This window comes from Caballeronia sordidicola (genome assembly GCF_000729995.1).
GTDB lineage: Bacteria > Pseudomonadota > Gammaproteobacteria > Burkholderiales > Burkholderiaceae > Caballeronia > Caballeronia sordidicola_A.
Genome location: NZ_JNFG01000206.1, coordinates 1 through 18,622, shown reverse-complemented (window position 1 = coordinate 18,622; position 18,622 = coordinate 1). Strand labels below are relative to the sequence as shown.

The window sequence follows — 18,622 nt, the reverse complement described above, 5'->3', positions numbered from 1 at the left end:
GTCCGTTAAAAAAGCATTGACCCAGCTGCATCGTGTCAGCCCTCTCACTTAGCGCCCGGAGCATCATGCTGCAACAGGAAACAACCATCGTGAACAAGCTGGGGCTGCACGCGCGTGCTTCGGCCAAGCTCACACAACTGGCAGGAAATTTTCAATGCGAAATCTGGATGAGCCGCAATGGCCGCCGGATCAATGCGAAAAGCATCATGGGCGTGATGATGCTCGCAGCGGGAATCGGCAGCACGGTGACAATTGAAACCGAAGGCTCCGACGAAGCCGAAGCAATGAAGGGCATCCTTGCGCTCATCGCAGATAAATTTGGCGAAGGACAATGACGTTGTCCTGCCTGCAGCACTGAAAAAAGCCGCGCATCGACGCGGCTTTTTTGTGTCCGTAGACACTGCACCGACATGACCGACGCGGACATGAGTGACCCTGACACAGCGTGCAATAAAAAACGTCATTTTGTGACAGAAACTTGCTGCACCGCAAAGGGTGCCGAATCGCGTTCGAATTTATAATGGTGCGCGGACTCGCATCGCCAGCCGGTGGTCGACAAACCGTGAGACACCCATAACTAGAGAGAGGTGCGCGTGTCGTTCACGCTGCATGGAATTCCCGTTTCGCGCGGTATCGCCATCGGCCGCGCGTATTTGATCGCGGCGGCTGCACTCGATGTCGATCACTATCTGGTCGAACCGGATCGCATCGACAGTGAAATTGAACGCTTTCACGCAGCGCAGGCGCAAGTGCACGCGGAGCTGGACGCTCTGCGCGACGATCTGGCTGCGGATGCCCCCAGTGAGATGGGCGCGTTTATCAACGTCCACTCCATGATCCTGAACGACGCCATGCTCGTTCACGAAACCATCGATCTCGTGCGTACGCGCCGCTACAACGTGGAATGGGCGCTGACCGAGCAGCTTGAAATCCTCAGCCGCCATTTCGACGATATCGAAGACGAATATTTGCGCGAGCGCAAAGCCGATATTCAACAAGTCGTGGAACGCGTGCTGAAGGCACTGGCCGGTGCGCCCTCCACGGCTACGCTGGTAGTGGATGGGGCGGCGACCAACGGCCACAACGACATGATCGTGGTCGCCCACGACATAGCGCCCGCCGACATGCTGCAGTTCAAGACCCAGGCGTTCAAGGGTTTCGTGACGGACCTTGGCGGCCGCACGTCGCACACGGCTATCGTCGCCCGCAGTCTCGGCATTCCCGCATCGGTCGGCGTGCAGCAGGCCAGCACGCTGATCCGGCAGAACGACTTGATCATTGTCGATGGGGATCACGGCATTGTGATCGTCGATCCGGCGCCGATCGTGCTGGAAGAGTATTCGTATCGGCAGAGCGAAAAGGTGTTGGAGCAGCGCAAGCTGCAGCGCCTCAAGTTTTCGCCAACGCAAACGTTGGACGGCACGAAGATCGACTTGTGTGCGAACATCGAATTACCCGACGACGCCAAGACCGCGCTCGATGCGGGCGCAATGGGCGTGGGCCTGTTCCGCAGCGAATTCCTGTTCATGAATCACAAGGACGAGCTGCCGGAAGAGGAAGAGCAATTCGCGGCTTACCGGCGTGCGATCGAGTTGATGAAGGGCCGGCCGGTCACCATTCGCACGATCGACGTGGGCGCGGACAAGCCGCTCGAATCCATGAGCGGCGGCGACGGTTACGAGACCGCGCAAAACCCGGCGCTGGGTTTGCGGGCGATCCGCTGGAGCCTGTCCGAGCCGCAGATGTTCATGACGCAATTGCGGGCAATCTTGCGGGCATCGGCGTTTGGCCGCGCGAAGATCTTGATCCCTATGCTTGCGCATGCGCAGGAAATTGACCAGACGCTCGACCTGATCCACGAAGCGAAGCGTCAGCTTGACGACGCGGGTATTGAGTACGATCGCAACATTCAGGTCGGCGCGATGATCGAGATTCCGGCGGCCGCGATTGCCGTGCGGCTGTTCCTGAAGCGGCTGGATTTCCTGTCGATCGGAACCAACGACCTGATCCAGTACACGCTGGCCATCGATCGTGCCGATAACGCCGTCGCGCATCTTTACGACCCGCTGCATCCCGCGGTCTTGCACCTGATCGCGTTCACGCTGCGTGAAGCGAAGGTCGCGGGCGTCCCGGTGTCCGTGTGCGGTGAAATGGCTGGGGACCCTGCCGTGACGCGCCTGCTGCTCGGCATGGGCCTCACCGAGTTTTCGATGCACCCAAGCCAGTTGCTCGTGGTCAAGCAGGAGATCCTGCGGGCGGATCTGAAGGCGCTGCAAAAGCCGGTAGCGGACGTGCTCGCCGCGTATGAACCCGCGGAGTTGCTCGCCGCTTTGGCGTTGCTTCAGAAGGTCTGAGCGAGGCTGCGCTCGTCGATGAGTTTATCGACGACGCGCATCACGAACTCAGGCGTGATGATGGACGTACATTGAAACGGCTGCGGCTTGTCGAAGCGGCGCGGGCACCACGCGAAATTCTCGGCATCGAACTCGGCGGTCGTATCGTTGAAGCAGCTATTGCAGCTGTGAAAATTGATCACGCGATACGGCGTGTGGAACTCGGTCGACGGATGCGAGAAACCGCTGATCATGACGACGGGCGTGCCTGCCGCCCAGGCGAGCCACGACAGCCCACTCCCCAATCCGATAAAAAAATCCGCGTGATGCAGCAGACTTACGCGTTCCTGCAATGGCCGGTTGCCGGTGAAGTCTTCGGCGCCTTCCGGCATGGCGTTCACGTGCTGCGCGTTGCCGTACCGCTTGTCACGGTCGATGCATAACACCCGATAACCCCGCGCTTTCAAATGCTCGATCAACGTTGCCCAGCCTCGCGGGTTGTTCCAGTACTTGCATTGCGCGGTGGCCTGCGTCGCGATGCATACGTAACGGTCGGCAATCTTGCGCGTCTTATCCGCGATGACCAGATTCGGCTTGCGTTCCTGGCACGGCACACCGAGCAGATACGCGGCGATGTCCTGCAGATTGCTTACTCGCGGATCGGTGGGTTGATGATCGCGTTCCGAGAACGGCTTGAACAGACCGACGTAATACGTCGCGTAGAAGCTGTTTGGGTTGCGATCTGGTTCGGCTTCTGTAGCAATGTGAAAGTGGGGATAGCTGTTGCGATAAAGCGCTTCCAAATGCGGCGGCAACGGCACGTGGATTTCGCATTGATGCTGCTCACGGAATGCATCGATGACCGGCAACCATGCGAGCGAATCGCCTAAGGCCAGCGAGCGCATGTGGATACGCACTTTTTGGTTGGTTGCATCGAACAAATGGCGGAACACGAGTCGCTTGCCATCGAATACTTCCAGCAGGAAACGCACGAAATATTTGCGCCTGCTTGTGATCACCGCATTGGCTTCCGCGGTTTCGTCGAGAAGGACATTGAACGTGTCGAGGTCGATCATCCGGACGCGCCATCCGTCTACAGGCACTTGCACGCGGCAGCCGTAATTGAAATCGTAAAGGATGCCTTCGGGTCCGGTCTGGGACGGAACACCAGGCTGAGCGAATTCAGTTTCGGTCCTGCCGCGTTGAGTGTGCCGGGTTTCAGTCTCGTTCATGTGTTCTCCAATTGCGTCAAAAGCGTCGTGACCAAGATAGGCTGGCTCGGCGCTTAGGAAAATTGGAGAACTCTTAAATTTGAGACGGCAGAGAGAATAGACGTTCGCGTGGCGGGTAGATGGGGCTTTGGCATGGTGCTGTCGTCGCCCTTGAACAGACTATTTCTGTGCGTGCGTTCCACATACCGGGCAGCTTGCCTGCCGCGCAATGCGCATCGTGTTCCATTCCATACGCAGTGAATCGAGCATCATCAGGCGGCCTTCGAGCGTCGTGCCGAACCCGCCTATCACGCGCAACGCCTCGGCCGCCTGCATGGCGCCAATGATCCCGACCGTCGGCGAGAAGACGCCCATGGTCGAGCACGCGACTTCCTCGAACGCATCGTCCGGCGGAAACACGCATGCGTAGCAGGGCGATTGCGCCGACCGAAAGTCAAAGGTGCTGATCTGGCCGTCGAAGCGAAGTGCTGCACCGGAGACGAGCGGCACGCCGTGGGCGAAACAGGCTGCGTTGATCGCGTGGCGGGTGGCGAAGTTATCGGTGCAATCGAGCACCACGATGGCGTTCGGGACGTGGGCGTCGAGCCACGCCGTATCGGCGCGAACTGCGACTGTGGTCACCTTCACCCCGGGGTTGAGCGCGGCGAGCGTAGCGCGGGCCGACTCCACCTTCGGTTCACCGACCGATGCACTTGTGTGCAGGATCTGGCGCTGGAGATTGGTGAGGTCGACGGAATCGGCATCGACCAGCGTGATCTCGCCGACACCCGCCGCCGCCAGATACATCGCAGCCGGAGACCCGAGCCCACCCGCACCGATGATGATGGCGTGTGCATCGAGAAAGCGTTGTTGCGCTTCAATGCCGATTTCGTCGACGAGGATGTGCCGGGAATAGCGGAGAAGCTGATCGTCGTTCATCGAGCGCTCAAGTGGGCTACGACCGGAACGCTGGCTGCAGGAAACGGGCGCAGGCGCGCGGTCGCGAAACCGCTATTTTAATCGTGTGTCGAGGTGAGTTGGTGCGGAGTACTTGCTCCGGTCCCATGCAATCACAAGATGCTGGGGACGGACGCGGGGGCAATGGGAGGCGGAGGAGTGCGACTGGCGCGGCGCGATGTTTTGCCGGAAAGCGGTGAGGTGAATTCGCTGCTGGTTGCGGCTGAATCAGTCGGCGCGGATATCAAGCCCGCGCCGACTGAAACCGAGACAAAACTTACTGTGTAGCCGAAGCGGGCGCCGGTGCAGATGCGGGCACCGGCGTAGCGTTGGCACCCGGCACACCTGACGCAGGCGTGTCCGCCCCTGGTGTAGCCGGCAACGCTGGTTTGACAGCGATGGGAGCCGAAGCCGACGGAGCCGGCTTATCCTGCGCGAGCTTGCGTTCGGAATAAGACTTCGATTCCTGCACCGGCTTGCCTTCAAGCTTGTTCAGCGCTTGCGTGAGCATGAAGTCATCGGACGTGCCAAAGTCGACGGGCTTGCGCTCGCGATCCTTGCGGCGCTGCTCCGGCGTCTTCTTGTCGTTTTGCTCTTCAAGAATCCGCAGTTGCTCGAGCCGGTCCGCTTCGCGCGCTTCCTGTTCCTTCTTCTCGTCCGGGTCCTGCGTATTGGCCAGGTGGTTCGAATAATCCACTTCGCGCGTGACGAGCGCGTCGTCCGGATCACCCTCGGCGTATTGATCGACTGGAACGTCCGGGCGGATGCCCTTGTTCTGGATCGACCTGCCGCTCGGCGTGTAGTAATACGCTGTGGTCAGGCGCAGCGCTGTGTCGGCGGTCATCGGCCGGACGGTTTGCACCGAGCCCTTGCCGAATGTGGTCTTGCCGACGATCAACGCGCGATGATGATCCTGCAGCGCGCCCGCGACGATCTCGGAGGCCGACGCCGAGTACGCATTGGTCAACACGACCATGGGCACCTTCTTGAAGATTTCCGGAAGATTCTTCAGCGGATCAGAGTCGAAGGAGGGCAGGCGATAGTTGTCGTACGTATCGCGGAAAGTTTGCTTCGCGTCCGCGATTTGTCCATTCGTCGACACCACCACGGCGTTATCCGGCAGGAACGCACCGGCTACGCCGACCGCGCTCTGCAGCAAACCGCCGCCATTGTTACGCAGGTCAAGCACGAGGCCCTTCAGGTCCGGCTGCTGGCGCGCGAGATCCTGCAGCTTCGCGGCGAGATCCGGCACGGTGCGTTCCTGGAAGCTCGTGATCCGGATGTAGCCGTAACCCGGCGCCGGAACCTTCATCTTCACGCTCTGCACGCGGATGATTGCGCGCGTGACCGTGACCGGGAAGGTCCGGTCGTCGGTCTTGCGGAAGATGGTCAGCGTGACCTTCGTGCCCGGATCGCCGCGCATTTGCTTGACGGCGTTATCCAGCGTCATGCCGCGTACCGGCTTGTCGTTGATGCGCGTGATCAGGTCGCCCGGACGAATGCCGGCGTGGAACGCCGGCGTATCTTCAATAGGCGAAATCACCTTGATCAAGCCATCTTCCGACGAAATCTCGATACCCAGGCCCGCGAAGCGACCCTTGGTCTGCTCCTGAAGCTCTTCGTAATCGGTTTTATCTAAATATGACGAATGCGGATCGAGGCTCGACACCATGCCCTTGATAGCCGCGGTGAGAAGTTTTTTATCGTCGACCGGCTCGACGTATTCATGCTTGATCTGCCCGAATACTTCGGCAAACAACCGCAATTGATCTAGCGGGAGAGGCGCGGTAGCGGCTTGCTGGGCGGATGCGGACAGTTGCAGCGTTGCAAATACGCCGGTAGCAAGGCCCGCGGCGATCAGGCCGATGTTTTTCAGGTTCTTTCGCATAGAGTCTGTTGCGGTCGGAAGCGGATTAGGCTGCGTCGTGGTTGACTGGGCAGTATAACTGCAAGCCTCGGACCACGACTTAAACGCAGCTTAAAGGGCTTCGCCGGAAATTGAATGGGCGGGTTCTTTTTGTGTGCGGCGGTTTCCAAACCATTATCCGACCGCAAATGTCGGGCCCGGTTTAAAGAGGATCCGCGAAGGGAGAATTTGGGCCGCTTATTTTCGCCCATTCGGACGATAAACGCTGGTGAGCCGATGGAATGAAGCGTCCGTGCGCTTGCCCGGATGCTGGCCAAATCTGGACTGTGCCGGCATAAAGCGTGCAGGCAAGAGGTGGCGTCGCGTTAAAGCCGCGCCGCGAGGCCGATGGATCACGGGTGCCGAGTGCGAGCACGCACGCGACCCCGCACGGCAGATTCCTCTGTGCTTAGCGCCTCGAGCGATTTGCGCAGCGAGGAAAACCCCCGACGATGCTTCAAGCCAACGGTCACGAGTGCCGGATCAAAGCACCCGCGACTGCCGGTCAATCTTGGAACAGAGGCCGTTAACCCGCTTTTCCTTGTTTCGCAACCGCCGCTTGCGCCTTGGCAATCGCCTCCGGGTCGCCGAGATAGTAATGCTTGATCGGCTTCAGGTTCTCGTCGAGTTCATATACCAGCGGCACGCCATTCGGGACGTTCAGGCCAACGATGTCATCGTCGGAAATGCCGTCCAGATACTTGATCAGCGCGCGCATGGAATTGCCATGCGCGGCAATCAGCACGCGCTTGCCCGACTTGATGGCCGGCGCGATTGACTCGTTCCAGATTGGCATGACGCGGGCAACCGTGTCCTTCAGGCACTCGGTCAATGGCAACTGCTCGTGCGGCACTTTCGCATAACGAGGGTCGTTGAATGCGGTGCGCTCGTCGGACGGATCGAGTGCAGGCGGAGGCGTGTCGTAACTCCTGCGCCAGATCAGCACTTGCTCGTCGCCGTATTTTTTGGCGGTCTCAGCCTTGTTCAGGCCGGAGAGCGCACCGTAATGTCGCTCGTTCAGCCGCCATGAATGGACGACGGGCAAATACATTTCGTCCATCTGGTCCTGCACGTGCCAGAGCGTGCGGACCGCGCGCTTGAGCACCGAGGTGTAAGCCAGATCAAAGCTGAAGCCGGCTTCCTTCAGCAGCAGACCGGCCTGCTGGGCTTCACGATTGCCTTGTTCTGTCAGGTCGACGTCGACCCAGCCTGTGAATCGGTTTTCCTTGTTCCACGTGGATTCGCCGTGGCGGATGAGCACTAGCTTGTACATGATGTCCGTTGAGAGGTCGGTTAGTTAGGAAGCGGCAAAAAAGCTGGAAACTGGCATCGATTCTGTGCGGCAATGCGTTCCGGCGCAACTCGGCCGATCGGTCGAGTCCATCGCGGAGGATGGTTATTTTATAATGGCTGGATTGTCCCGATTTTTTTCGACCTTTCATTTTTCCACACTCCCAATCCGGCGGTCCCGACGTGAAGTTTTTCACCGATTACACCAACCTTGTTCTTATCGCCGTCGCCCTCATTTCTGGTGGGTTGCTGCTTTGGCCGACGTTTGCCCGGCGTGGCCGCGGGAGTGTTACCGCTCCCGAGGCAGTTCAACTGATCAATCGCCGCAACGCTTCCGTGATCGACGTTCGGCCGGCCGCCGAGTATTCGAAAGGGCATCTGCCGGCGGCGCGAAACTTCGATATTTCGGAGCTTCAAGCAAAAAGTGGCCAAATCGCGAAGAATAAGAGCAATCCGGTCTTGCTCGTGTGTCAGACCGGCCAACAGTCCCAGAAGGCGAGCCAGATCGTGAGCAATGCCGGCTACGCCGAAGTCCACGTATTGCAGGGCGGGCTGGATGCCTGGCAGAAAGCCGGCATGCCGGTCGTGAAACAAGGAGCGGTAAAGTGAATAAAGTGATCATGTACAGCACGCAGGTGTGCCCGTATTGCCAGATGGCCGAACGTCTACTAAAGTCGCGCGGCGTGGAAAACGTCGAGAAGGTGCTGATCGACCGTGATCCGGCGCGGCGTGACGAAATGATGACGCGTACGGGGCGCAGAACGGTGCCCCAGGTGTTTATCGGCGAGACGCATGTTGGCGGTTACGACGATCTGTCCGCGCTCGATCGCAAAGGCGGCCTGGTGCCGCTGCTCGAAGCCGCCTGAACAAGCAGCGGATCGCCCAGGCCGGGCGCGTCGGCGTGAATGCGTTCGCTGCGCAATTAAGCTGCCCGCGGTTTTCAGCCGGAAAAAACCGGAAAAATCGCGAGCGGCACATTAAATAATCAAGGGAATCAACCATGTCTGACGACAACAACCAGCCGTTCTTCAACATCCAGCGCATCTATTTGAAGGATATGTCGCTCGAGCAGCCCAATTCGCCGGGCATTTTCCTCGAGCAGGAAATGCCGTCGGTGGAAGTGGAAGTAGACGTAAAGGCCGAGCGCCTGGCGGAAAGCGTGTTCGAAGTGCTGGTAACGGGCACCGTGACCGCGAAGGTTTCGGAAAAGGTCGCGTTCCTGATCGAAGCGAAGCAAGCCGGTATTTTCGATATCCGCAACATTCCCGCCGATCAAATCGATCCGCTGGTCGGCATTGCGTGCCCGACCATTCTGTTCCCGTACCTGCGCTCGAACATTGCCGACGCCATCACCCGCGCCGGTTTCCCGCCGATCCACCTCGCCGAGATCAATTTCCAGGCGCTGTACGAACAACGTATTTCGCAGTTGTCGGCAGCTCAGGAAGGCGTGGCCAACGGCGCGACGCTGAACTAAATTACGCACTTTCCGGAGCCGGGCATGCAAGTAGCCGTTCTCGGCGCCGGTGCGTGGGGCACCGCACTGGCTGGCCATCTGGCCACTCGCCACCCCACGGTGCTCTGGGCGCGCGATCGCGCGCTCATCGAGTCCCTGTCCCAAACGCACGAAAACGAGCGCTACCTGCGCGGCATACTGCTGCCCGCAGCGCTTCAGTACGACCCCGATCTCGCTTCAGCGCTGGCCCACGGTGCGGCCGAAGAGGCTCTGTGCGTGGTTGCAGCACCGGTCGCGGGTTTGCGCGCGATGTGCCGCAACATGCGGGAACTGGGCATTGTTCCGGCGCATATCGTCTGGTTGTGCAAAGGCTTCGAAGCCGATACGCAATGCCTGCCGAACGAGGTGGTGGCGGCCGAATTGCCGCAGCAGATAAGCAACGGCACCCTTTCGGGCCCAAGCTTCGCGCGCGAAGTCGGGCTGGGTTTGCCAGTGGCGCTGACGATCGCAAGCGCGTCGGCCACGCTTGGCGAGCGGACCGTTGCCGCGTTTCATCACGGCGCCATGCGCATTTATACAGGCGACGACGTGATTGGCGTGGAAGTGGGCGGCGCGGTGAAGAACGTGCTGGCCATTGCAACCGGCATTGCCGATGGACTCGGCCTGGGCCTGAACGCCCGGGCCGCGCTGATTACGCGCGGACTGGCCGAGATGTCGCGGCTCGGTGTGGCGCTTGGCGGCCGCGCGGAAACCTTCACCGGACTGACCGGGCTCGGCGATCTGATTCTCACTGCCACCGGAGATTTGTCGCGTAATCGCACGGTTGGCATTCAGTTGGCAAGCGGCGGGTCGCTCACCGACATTCTCGCGGCGCTCGGTCATGTGGCCGAGGGCGTGCGATGCGCTCGTGCCGTGCAGGCGCTGGCGGAGTCTCATGGCATCGAGATGCCGATCACGCACGCGGTGTGTCGCGTGTTGTTCGAAAACGTCGCTCCACGTGACGCGGTTCACGCGTTGTTAAGCCGTGACGCAAAAGCGGAGTGAGGGGGGCGAAAAGACTATTCGCCACCCTCGAAGCCTGTTTGACGCCAGGCTTCGAACGTCACGATCGCCACCGTATTCGATAAATTCAAACTCCTGTTCCCCGGGCGCATCGGCAAACGCACGCGCCGGTCGTTCGTGAACTGCGTGAGCACCGCGTCTGACAGACCCCGGGTCTCGGCACCGAAGACAAACCAGTCGCCCGCCTGGAACGTGTGCCCGAAAAATGGCGTTGAGCCGCGCGTGGTGAACGCAAACATGCGGCTCACGTCGGGCGCTTCCGTTTGGAGGAACGCGTCCCAGTTGGCGTGCACATGCATCTGCGCGTACTCGTGGTAATCGAGGCCGGCGCGGCGCATCTTGGCGTCGTCGAGAGGGAAACCGAGCGGTTCGATCAAATGCAGGCAGGCGCCCGTGTTGGCGCACAGCCGGATCACATTACCGGTGTTCGGCGGAATTTCAGGTTCGACCAGTACGACGTTGAACATAAGCGATAACTCTTGAAGTTAGTCTTGCGGCGTGCGCAGCGCGACAAAGTTGGTGACACGCCGCGCACCGGCGGCTTTCAGCGTAAAGGCCAGCGCGTCTAGCGTGGCGCCGGAGGTCATGACGTCGTCGACGATCGCCACGTGAAGGTTGCGTATCTCACGTAGCACCGTGAACGCATTGCCGACGTTTTTGCGCCGCGTATCGAGATCGAGCTTTGCTTGCGGCGCCGTATCTCTAGTGCGCTCGATCAGCGTTGCATCAGCCAACGCGCCGAGCCGGCGCGCAAGCGGTTTCCCGATCGACCACGCCTGGTTGTAACCACGCGTCCTCAGGCGCCTTGGCGACAGCGGCACAGGTGCGACGATATCCGGCGCCCCCACGTTGGTGTTCTCGAATGCGGCTTGCAACTGACGCGCGAACTCGTCGGCCGTTGCGAGCCGCGAGTGAAACTTGAGATCGAGCGCGAGTGTATCGAGTGGCGCGTGATAGTCGGCCAGCGCAATGGTCGCGTCGAAATGCGGGGGCTCCGCAATACACCGCCTGCAAGGCAGATGCGCTCCACTTTTAACGCCAGCGGATGCGGCCGATGCCGCAGCACGCACCGGCACGGGTAATGCACAAACCGGGCATCGTGTGCGTGTCTGGTTCCAATACTGTTCATCGCAGCCGGCACACAACACCTTCTGCGACAAATTGCCACACAATGCGCACTGATTGGGTAAGGCGATGTCGCGCATCTGGCCGAGCCGCCGCAGCGCCGTGGCAGAAGCCGCGCGCAGCGAGCCTGGACCGCACGATGCGACACCAAACCGTAGCTTCATACGTCCGATCCAAATAATGTGCGGCAGCGCGAAAATCCGGCCCGAGTGAACGAGCGACCGCGCCGGAGAACTGGCGGGAACCGTTGCACTGCCTGGTTTGGCTGAACGTTTCAGGAATCGACCGAGTATACTTCGCACTCTTAGAAAGTAGGTTGTCATGTCCCCAACTCCTGCCAACGCTGGCCGTCCAGCCTACGATTCGCGCCGTTTGCAGCGCATTTTCGACCGTCGTGCCGCGACGTTCGATGACGTCGCGTTCCTGCCGCGCGAGATCGCGCAGCGCATGCGCGAGCGGCTCGACTACATCAAGGTAACGCCCGTGCGCGTGCTCGACGCGGGCTGCGGCATGGGCGCCGACCTGCCGGGCCTGCGCGAGCGTTTCGCCGATGCATCGGTCCTCGGCATGGATTTGTCGGCGGCCATGCTGGCCCGGGCGAATCAGGCTGAGATGGCCGAATCCGAAGCCAATGCCGGCTGGCGGCGGTTTCTTCCCGCCACGCTGGGCAAGGCATTCGGCGCGCGCGGCCCGCAACTGGCGCAGGGCGACTTCGCTCACCTGCCATTTGTTGCAAGCGCGTTCGAGATGCTCTGGTCGAATCTCGCGCTGCACTGGCACGCACGGCCCGACCTCGTATTTCCCGAGTGGGCCCGTGTGCTCAAGGTGAACGGCCTGCTGATGTTCAGCACGCTCGGTCCCGACACACTGAAAGAGCTCAGCGGCGCGTACGCGCAGGCAGAAAAATCACTGGGCCTGGCGCCACAGCGGCACACCATCGAATTCGTCGATATGCACGATCTCGGCGACATGCTGGTCGAGAGCGGTTTCGAGATTCCGGTGATGGATCAGGAGGTGCTGACGATCACGTACAAGTCGCCGGAATCGCTGCTGAAGGACGTGCGCCGCTGGGGTGCTTATCCGCGTGACGCTGCGCCGCAAACGCATGCCCGCGCGTTGCGTGACGCGCTTCACGCGGCGCTTGAAGCGCGCCGCCGCGAAGACGGCACGATCCCGCTGACGTTTGAAGTGATCTATGGACACGCATGGAAGGCGGTGCCGCGAATGACGGCCGAAGGGCACGGTATCGTAAGGCTTGAAGACATAGGACGAGGCCCAAAACGGAGCAAGTAAACCAGTCAAAAAGGCCATTCCCACCCCTCGAATACGCGCGTTGACAAGCATCCAAAAGGATGCGGCAAAAGGGCGCAGAGGCTTGTGCGGCTTGGCTTTGCGGCGTGCACCACCTTGCTTGTGGATGCTGGGCAACGCGCCTATAATGCGTCAGTTTGTCGCCTGGCTGGCATGATTTTGGGCGTATTCCGAGTAGATTGTCGGCGGCTAACAGGTGAGCGCGGGTGAGCAATACGCAGGTAAGCAATAGTTAGGCAGCAGATAAGCAACACGCAGCGCGGGTGAGACAAATCTGACGCGGGAGACGGCGATGCAAGCAACTGATCTGCCGAAGGACGCTGAACCGGTCGTAAAAGATTGGTTGATCAAGCGAAACTGTTCTGCCTCACCGCGGCAATTCGTGGCCTTCTACGTGTCGCTTGCGCTGTTTTCGTTGCTGATCGCGAGTTTGCTGATGTGGGCGGGCGCTTGGCTGGTGCTGCCTTTTACGGGTATCGAGTTATTGGCGGTTGGTGTCGCGTTCGTCATTTATGCGCGGCATGCTGTCGACTATGAGCGGATTCTGCTGTTTCACAACCGGCTTCTGATTGAACGGATGGATGCTGAAACGCTTACACAGATGGAGTTCAATCCGCGCTGGGTGAGAGTCGAGCCAGGGGCAACGCCGAGAGATCCGGTGAAGCTGGTGTCGCGTGGTGAGTCGGTGCCGGTCGGGATATATCTGGCGCAGCATCGTCGCAAGCAGTTTGCCGTCGAGTTACGGATGTGGCTGACGCGCTGCGGCTGATGGTCTGAAATGCGCCGGCTGGGCGCATTCAGGGTGTCCGAATGGCAGCGCGCCGCAAAAAGGCAAGAAGCATGGAAGGACGTAGCAAGCGGCACACGCATCGACACGCGCCGCCGAGTAGATCGTTTCCAGGGGAGGCGATGCATGAGTCGGACGGGTGCCTACGGGGGTCGAGGGTCTGAATGGAAATTTTGGGTAAGGAAGCTATGAAAACAATCAAGCGAGCCCTCTCGGGCGTGCTGGCGTTAAGCGGACTCCTGTTCGCCGGCGCAGCCCTGGCGGTCACTGACGTTCCCGGCGGTCCTGGAGTGAATGAACTCAACTTCCAGACGCCGGTGACGAAGATCGCCGAGGAGCTCTACAGCCTCCATACGTTCATGCTGATCATCTGCACGGTGATTTTCCTCGGCGTGTTCGGCGTGATGTTCTATTCGGTCCTGATGCACCGCAAGTCGAAGGGACACAAGGCATCCAACTTCCACGAAAGCACCACCGTCGAAATCATCTGGACGATCGTCCCGTTCGTGATCGTCGTGCTGATGGCGCTGCCGGCCACGAAGACCGTGGTCGCGATGAAAGACACCACGAACGCTGACCTGACCGTGAAAGTGACCGGCTATCAGTGGAAGTGGGGCTACGACTATGTGAAGGGGCCGGGCGAAGGCATCAACTTCCTGTCCACGCTGTCCACGCCGCGTAGCCAGACGAACGGCCAGGCACCGATTGGCGAACTTTATCTGCAGGAAGTCGACAACCCGCTCGTGGTTCCGGTCGACAAGAAAATTCGCATCATCACCACGGCCAACGACGTCGTGCACTCGTGGTACGTGCCGGCATTCGGCGTGAAACAGGATGCCATCCCCGGCTTCGTGCGCGACACGTGGTTCAAGGCTGAGAAGGTCGGCACGTATCGCGGCTTCTGCACCGAGTTGTGCGGCAAGGAACACGCGTTCATGCCGGTCGTGGTCGAAGTTTTGTCGGCTGACGACTACGCGGCATGGGTCGATGGCCAGAAGAAGAAAATGGCGGCCAGCGCGGACGATCCGAACAAGACTTACACGATGGACGAGCTGAAGGCGCGCGGCGCGCAGGTCTACTCGTCAAATTGCGCGGTCTGCCACCAGCCAACCGGCAAGGGCGCAGGTCAGTTTCCGGCGCTCGATGGCAGCAAGATCGCCAATGGCCCGATCGCGGACCACGTGAGCATTGTGCTCAAGGGCAAGGGCGCGATGCCGAACTGGGGCGCGACGCTTAACGACGTTGAGATCGCTTCGGTGATCACGTACGAACGCAATACCTGGGGCAACCACACGGGCGACATCCTGCAACCCTTGCAAGTTACCGACGCACGTAACGGCAAGATGCCGGCCGGCGGCGATCATCTGGCGGGCGCGGGTGCTGCGGCAGCCGGTTCGGACGCAGCTGCGAGCGGTGCAGCGGCGGGTTCGGACGCAGCCAGTGCGGCTCCGGCTGCATCTGCTGCGGCGTCGGACGCATCGGCTCCTGCGGCTTCGTTGCCGGCGAGTGTGTACTTCGAGACGGGCAAGGATGCATTGCCTGCCGATGCCGCCAGCGCGGTGCAGGCTGCAGCTGACTACGCAAAGGCGCATCCGGACGCAAAGCTGACGCTGTCAGGTTTCACCGACGCAACCGGCTCCGCCACGAAGAACGCCGAACTGGCGAAGACGCGTGCACAGGCTGTTCGCGACGCGCTGAAGGCTGCGGGCGTGGCGGAAGACCGCATCATTTTGAAGAAGCCGGAAACGATCACGGGCGGTACCGACGCGAGAGAAGCACGGCGTGTAGAGATCAGTCCGGCTGCCTGACGGTCGTACCCAAACGGCTAGCTTCTTTCTGAAAGGAAGCTGGCGTAGCGTAACGCCCAAGTGCCGCAGAATTCGCTTTAGGAGATTGTCATGTCTAGCATCGGACACGATGTAACCGCGGGCCACGAACATGGCCACGCTCATGATCACGGTCATGACCACGAAGAGCACGCGCACGAACTGCCGTACGGCTGGCGTCGCTGGCTGTTCGCGACCAACCACAAGGACATCGGTACGTTGTACCTGTTGTTCTCGTTCATCATGTTCCTGTCAGGGGGCGTGATGGCGCTCATGATCCGCGCCGAGCTCTTCGAGCCGGGTCTGCAGATCATGCGTCCCGAGTTCTTCAACCAGTTGACCACCATGCACGGCCTGATCATGGTGTTCGGCGCGATCATGCCGGCGTTCGTCGGTTTCGCGAACTGGCAGATTCCGCTGCAGATTGGCGCGTCGGACATGGCCTTCGCACGGATGAACAACTTCAGCTTCTGGCTGCTGCCGGTGGCCGCCATCCTGCTGATCACGTCGTTCTTCGTTCCCGGCGGCGCAACCGCTGCCGGCTGGACGCTGTACGCGCCGCTCTCCACGCAGATGGGCCCGGGCATGGACTTCGCGATTTTCGCGATCCACTTGATGGGTGCATCGTCGATCATGGGCGGTATCAATATCGTCGTGACGATTTTGAACATGCGCGCGCCCGGCATGACGCTGATGAAGATGCCCATGTTCTGCTGGACCTGGCTGATCACCGCTTACTTGCTGATTGCCGTGATGCCGGTGCTGGCAGGCGCGATCACCATGGTGCTGTTCGATCGCCACTTTGGCACGTCGTTCTTCAACGCAGCGGGTGGCGGCGATCCGGTGATGTACCAGCATATCTTCTGGTTCTTCGGGCATCCCGAGGTGTACATCATGATCTTGCCGGCGTTCGGGATTGTGTCGCAGGTGATCCCTGCGTTCTCGCGCAAGCCGCTGTTCGGTTATAGCTCGATGGTGTACGCCACGTCGTCCATCGCGATTCTCTCGTTCATGGTCTGGGCGCACCACATGTTCGCCACCGGCATGCCGGTGACGGGTCAGCTCTTCTTCATGTACGCGACCATGCTGATCGCGGTGCCGACGGGCGTTAAGGTGTTCAACTGGGTCGCCACCATGTGGCGCGGTTCGTTGAGCTTCGAATCCCCCATGTTGTTCGCCATCGGCTTCCTGTTCGTGTTCACCATGGGCGGTTTCACGGGCCTGATCCTCTCCATGGCGCCGCTTGATATCCAGATGCACGGGACTTATTACGTGGTGGCGCACTTCCACTACGTGCTGGTGGCAGGGTCGCTGTTCGCGCTCTTCTCCGGGTGGTATTACTGGTCGCCGAAATGGACCGGCTGGATGTACAACGAGACGCGCGGCAAGATCCACTTCTGGGCGTCGATGATCTTCTTCAACATCACCTTCTTCCCGATGCACTTCCTGGGCCTCGCCGGCATGCCGCGTCGTTACGCGGATTACCCGGCGCAGTTCACGGACTTCAACCAGGTTGCGACTATCGGCGCATTTGGTTTCGGTCTGGCGCAGGTGTACTTCCTGTTTGCGGTGGCATTGCCGGCGTATCGGGGCGGTGGCGATCTGGAGAAAGCCGGCGACAAGCCGTGGGACGGCGCGGAAGGTCTGGAATGGACCGTGCCGAGCCCGGCTCCGTTCCACACGTTCGAGCAACCGCCGCACGTGGAATAAAGCCACGCAGCGCGTTCCGGATTTTGCGAAACGGGACGCGCGCCAAGCAGGACAATGACAGCGAAGCGCATGACTAGCGGAATAAAGCCTGAACGGATGACCCGGAATTCACAGAAGCAACGCACGCCCGCACAAGTTCGCGCGGGCAACAAGCGGCTTGGCCTGATCCTGCTGGCAGTAGCCGCGGTGTTTTTCGCGGCGGTAGTTGTCGATCAGTACGTGCGTTCCAGAGGGTAGGGAACGTGTCGACGCCTGAGGAGATCAAGGAAGATCGCGCGTTCAACCGCTCGATGCTGGTCAAGCTGATCGTGGTGGCGGCGGCCATGTTCGGTTTTGGTTTTGCGCTGGTGCCCATGTATCGCGCGATCTGCTCGATTACCGGCATCAACAATCTTGTGCAGCGCGACGTGGGCGCACGGGAAGCGAAGAATACGCAGGTCGACATGAGCCGCAAGATTTCCATCGAATTCGATGCAAACGCGCGCGGCCCATTGCAGTTCAAGCCGGAACAGAACACGCTGGACGTGCATCCGGGCGAAGTCATGACGGTGATGTACGAGGTGACCAACCAGCAAGCCCGAACGGTTCAGGCGCAAGCCATTCCGAGCTACGCGCCCATGCAGGCCACCGAGTACTTCAAGAAAATTGAGTGCTTTTGTTTCACGCAGCAAACGCTGAAGCCGAACGAGACCCGGCGCATGCCTGTGGTGTTCGTAGTGGACCCGAAGCTGCCCAAGGATGTGAAAACGATCACGTTGTCGTACACATTCTTTGAACTGACCGCGCCTGAGTCGGTGTCGCGAAGCGGTACTTAGTTAGCCACTGCGCTTTCGGCAAGCACGCGCGGCGAGGTAGGAGATAAGCCGTGCAAGCGGTGGAGACGTGAGATGGTTGAAACACAAAAGCCGGCGCCGAAGAACAGCTTTCTCCGGTTGCTGAAGGCGGTTTTCTGGTCGTTCTTCGGCGTGCGCCGTCGCAGCGACCTGGAGAGCGATGCCTCGCTGAACCCGCTGCATCTGATCGCGGCGGCGGTTATCGGAGCGGCGTTGTTTATCGTCGTGTTGCTGTTGGTGGTGCGGGCGGTGGTGAGATAACGCCAGTGGCGTTGCTGGGGAAGAATCAGGCGGCGGCAGTGGCAGCAAAAAATTCAAGCAACTGGATCGAAGTGGAGAATCAATAATGAGCGGTCACAACGAAAGCCCGTACTATTTCGTCCCGCAGCCGTCGAGACATCCGATCATGGCCGCCACCGGGCTGCTGATCTCGATGGCTTCGCTGGCGTCGTGGGTCAATGGTGAACCATGGGCGCCGATCACATTTGTCGTCGGCCTGCTTTGGCTGCTGTACACGTTGTGGCACTGGTTTGGAGACTCCATCGGGGAATCCGAAGGCGGGATGTACGGCAAGAATGTCGATTTGTCGTACCGATGGAGCATGAGCTGGTTCATCTTCTCCGAAGTCATGTTCTTCGGGGCATTCTTCGGCGCGCTGTTCTACGCGCGCCAGATTGCGCTGCACGAACTGGGCAGCCTCGATTACAAGCTGATCTGGCCGGATTTCAGCGCCGTATGGCCGAATAACGGTCCTGCCGGGCTGGTGTCGCACTTCCGTTCTATGACGCCGTGGCCGCTGCCGTCGATCAACACGGCAC

The 18,622-nt window shown here is 60.2% G+C and carries 20 protein-coding genes; 14 read left to right on the top strand and 6 right to left on the bottom strand.

Features of this window, described 5'->3' with window-relative positions; genetic code table 11:
* The first annotated feature begins 65 nt into the window (after positions 1 to 65).
* Positions 66 to 335: an HPr family phosphocarrier protein gene (locus FH08_RS0143340; RefSeq protein WP_031364349.1), complete on the top strand. Its 270-nt coding sequence runs from the start codon at positions 66 to 68 to the stop codon at positions 333 to 335.
* Between the two features lie 258 nt (positions 336 to 593).
* Positions 594 to 2,354, top strand: a complete 1,761-nt coding sequence (ptsP, locus tag FH08_RS0143335) for a phosphoenolpyruvate--protein phosphotransferase (protein WP_031364348.1) — start codon at positions 594 to 596, stop codon at positions 2,352 to 2,354.
* Here ptsP and FH08_RS0143330 read toward each other — a convergent pair.
* The 4 genes from FH08_RS0143330 to gpmA all read right to left on the bottom strand — a co-directional run bounded on the left by FH08_RS0143330 (position 2,342) and on the right by gpmA (position 7,680).
* The gene (locus FH08_RS0143330) at positions 2,342 to 3,565 is read right to left on the bottom strand and encodes an autotransporter strand-loop-strand O-heptosyltransferase (RefSeq protein ID WP_051888973.1); all 1,224 of its coding nucleotides are present in this window, start codon (positions 3,563 to 3,565) and stop codon (positions 2,342 to 2,344) included. The genes ptsP and FH08_RS0143330 overlap by 13 nt on opposite strands.
* Positions 3,566 to 3,724: 159 nt before the next feature.
* Positions 3,725 to 4,483 (bottom strand): HesA/MoeB/ThiF family protein, encoded by a 759-nt coding sequence (locus FH08_RS0143325; RefSeq protein WP_031364346.1) that lies wholly within the window; start codon positions 4,481 to 4,483, stop codon positions 3,725 to 3,727.
* 295 nt (positions 4,484 to 4,778) lie between these two features.
* Positions 4,779 to 6,389, bottom strand: a complete 1,611-nt coding sequence (locus tag FH08_RS0143315; RefSeq protein WP_031364345.1) for a S41 family peptidase — start codon at positions 6,387 to 6,389, stop codon at positions 4,779 to 4,781.
* A 544-nt stretch (positions 6,390 to 6,933) separates the two neighbouring features.
* The gene (gene gpmA / locus FH08_RS0143310) at positions 6,934 to 7,680 is read right to left on the bottom strand and encodes a 2,3-diphosphoglycerate-dependent phosphoglycerate mutase (protein ID WP_031364344.1); all 747 of its coding nucleotides are present in this window, start codon (positions 7,678 to 7,680) and stop codon (positions 6,934 to 6,936) included.
* 200 nt (positions 7,681 to 7,880) lie between these two features.
* On the opposite strand from gpmA, the gene FH08_RS0143305 reads away from it, so the two are divergent.
* The 4 genes from FH08_RS0143305 (at position 7,881) to FH08_RS0143290 (ending at position 10,194) form a co-directional block, all read left to right on the top strand.
* Positions 7,881 to 8,306 (top strand): rhodanese-like domain-containing protein, encoded by a 426-nt coding sequence (locus FH08_RS0143305; protein WP_031364343.1) that lies wholly within the window; start codon positions 7,881 to 7,883, stop codon positions 8,304 to 8,306.
* The gene (gene grxC, locus FH08_RS0143300; protein WP_031364342.1) at positions 8,303 to 8,563 is read left to right on the top strand and encodes a glutaredoxin 3; all 261 of its coding nucleotides are present in this window, start codon (positions 8,303 to 8,305) and stop codon (positions 8,561 to 8,563) included. The genes FH08_RS0143305 and grxC overlap by 4 nt, the downstream gene beginning before the upstream one ends.
* Positions 8,564 to 8,697: 134 nt before the next feature.
* Positions 8,698 to 9,171 carry a protein-export chaperone SecB gene (secB, locus tag FH08_RS0143295; protein WP_031364341.1) on the top strand — a complete coding sequence of 158 codons (474 nt, stop codon included), beginning with the start codon at positions 8,698 to 8,700 and terminating at the stop codon, positions 9,169 to 9,171.
* A gap of 24 nt (positions 9,172 to 9,195) precedes the next feature.
* Positions 9,196 to 10,194, top strand: coding sequence for an NAD(P)H-dependent glycerol-3-phosphate dehydrogenase (locus FH08_RS0143290; protein WP_031364340.1), 999 nt, complete (start codon positions 9,196 to 9,198; stop codon positions 10,192 to 10,194).
* 14 nt (positions 10,195 to 10,208) lie between these two features.
* Here FH08_RS0143290 and trmL read toward each other — a convergent pair whose 3' ends face one another.
* Positions 10,209 to 10,679, bottom strand: coding sequence for a tRNA (uridine(34)/cytosine(34)/5-carboxymethylaminomethyluridine(34)-2'-O)-methyltransferase TrmL (gene trmL / locus FH08_RS0143285; protein ID WP_031364339.1), 471 nt, complete (start codon positions 10,677 to 10,679; stop codon positions 10,209 to 10,211).
* Between the two features lie 18 nt (positions 10,680 to 10,697).
* On the bottom strand, positions 10,698 to 11,501 hold the full coding sequence (locus FH08_RS0143280) for a ComF family protein (RefSeq protein ID WP_031364338.1): 804 nt from the start codon (positions 11,499 to 11,501) through the stop codon (positions 10,698 to 10,700).
* A gap of 157 nt (positions 11,502 to 11,658) precedes the next feature.
* Between FH08_RS0143280 and FH08_RS0143275 the strand changes: the two genes are divergently transcribed.
* The 8 genes from FH08_RS0143275 to FH08_RS0143235 all read left to right on the top strand — a co-directional run.
* Positions 11,659 to 12,630, top strand: coding sequence for a methyltransferase domain-containing protein (locus tag FH08_RS0143275; protein WP_031364337.1), 972 nt, complete (start codon positions 11,659 to 11,661; stop codon positions 12,628 to 12,630).
* A gap of 310 nt (positions 12,631 to 12,940) precedes the next feature.
* Positions 12,941 to 13,417, top strand: coding sequence for a DUF2244 domain-containing protein (locus FH08_RS0143270; protein ID WP_031364336.1), 477 nt, complete (start codon positions 12,941 to 12,943; stop codon positions 13,415 to 13,417).
* A gap of 182 nt (positions 13,418 to 13,599) precedes the next feature.
* Positions 13,600 to 15,243 carry a cytochrome c oxidase subunit II gene (gene coxB / locus FH08_RS0143265; protein WP_031364335.1) on the top strand — a complete coding sequence of 548 codons (1,644 nt, stop codon included), beginning with the start codon at positions 13,600 to 13,602 and terminating at the stop codon, positions 15,241 to 15,243.
* A gap of 90 nt (positions 15,244 to 15,333) precedes the next feature.
* A complete protein-coding gene (gene ctaD, locus FH08_RS0143260) occupies positions 15,334 to 16,971 on the top strand; it encodes a cytochrome c oxidase subunit I (RefSeq protein ID WP_031364334.1) in 1,638 nt (545 codons plus the stop codon).
* 96 nt (positions 16,972 to 17,067) lie between these two features.
* Complete coding sequence (locus tag FH08_RS52810; protein ID WP_089165287.1) at positions 17,068 to 17,208, top strand: cytochrome oxidase small assembly protein; 141 nt, start codon at positions 17,068 to 17,070, stop codon at positions 17,206 to 17,208.
* Positions 17,209 to 17,213: 5 nt separating this feature from the next.
* The gene (locus FH08_RS0143250) at positions 17,214 to 17,786 is read left to right on the top strand and encodes a cytochrome c oxidase assembly protein (RefSeq protein ID WP_031364333.1); all 573 of its coding nucleotides are present in this window, start codon (positions 17,214 to 17,216) and stop codon (positions 17,784 to 17,786) included.
* A gap of 72 nt (positions 17,787 to 17,858) precedes the next feature.
* The gene (locus FH08_RS0143245) at positions 17,859 to 18,065 is read left to right on the top strand and encodes a DUF2970 domain-containing protein (RefSeq protein ID WP_031364332.1); all 207 of its coding nucleotides are present in this window, start codon (positions 17,859 to 17,861) and stop codon (positions 18,063 to 18,065) included.
* A gap of 85 nt (positions 18,066 to 18,150) precedes the next feature.
* Positions 18,151 to 18,622: cytochrome c oxidase subunit 3 (locus tag FH08_RS0143235; RefSeq protein WP_031364331.1), on the top strand; the 472-nt coding region annotated here is incomplete at its 3' end.

Coding starts and splice junctions, on each gene's coding strand:
- FH08_RS0143315 (WP_031364345.1), bottom strand. CDS start 6,389: ATGCGAAAGAACCTGAAAAACATCGGCCTGATCGCCGCGGGCCTTGCT.
- FH08_RS0143275 (WP_031364337.1), top strand. CDS start 11,659: ATGTCCCCAACTCCTGCCAACGCTGGCCGTCCAGCCTACGATTCGCGC.
- trmL (WP_031364339.1), bottom strand. CDS start 10,679: ATGTTCAACGTCGTACTGGTCGAACCTGAAATTCCGCCGAACACCGGT.
- coxB (WP_031364335.1), top strand. CDS start 13,600: ATGGAAATTTTGGGTAAGGAAGCTATGAAAACAATCAAGCGAGCCCTC.
- FH08_RS52810 (WP_089165287.1), top strand. CDS start 17,068: ATGACCCGGAATTCACAGAAGCAACGCACGCCCGCACAAGTTCGCGCG.
- gpmA (WP_031364344.1), bottom strand. CDS start 7,680: ATGTACAAGCTAGTGCTCATCCGCCACGGCGAATCCACGTGGAACAAG.
- FH08_RS0143325 (WP_031364346.1), bottom strand. CDS start 4,483: ATGAACGACGATCAGCTTCTCCGCTATTCCCGGCACATCCTCGTCGAC.
- FH08_RS0143280 (WP_031364338.1), bottom strand. CDS start 11,501: ATGAAGCTACGGTTTGGTGTCGCATCGTGCGGTCCAGGCTCGCTGCGC.
- FH08_RS0143340 (WP_031364349.1), top strand. CDS start 66: ATGCTGCAACAGGAAACAACCATCGTGAACAAGCTGGGGCTGCACGCG.
- secB (WP_031364341.1), top strand. CDS start 8,698: ATGTCTGACGACAACAACCAGCCGTTCTTCAACATCCAGCGCATCTAT.
- FH08_RS0143330 (WP_051888973.1), bottom strand. CDS start 3,565: ATGAACGAGACTGAAACCCGGCACACTCAACGCGGCAGGACCGAAACT.
- FH08_RS0143290 (WP_031364340.1), top strand. CDS start 9,196: ATGCAAGTAGCCGTTCTCGGCGCCGGTGCGTGGGGCACCGCACTGGCT.
- ctaD (WP_031364334.1), top strand. CDS start 15,334: ATGTCTAGCATCGGACACGATGTAACCGCGGGCCACGAACATGGCCAC.
- FH08_RS0143245 (WP_031364332.1), top strand. CDS start 17,859: ATGGTTGAAACACAAAAGCCGGCGCCGAAGAACAGCTTTCTCCGGTTG.
- FH08_RS0143270 (WP_031364336.1), top strand. CDS start 12,941: ATGCAAGCAACTGATCTGCCGAAGGACGCTGAACCGGTCGTAAAAGAT.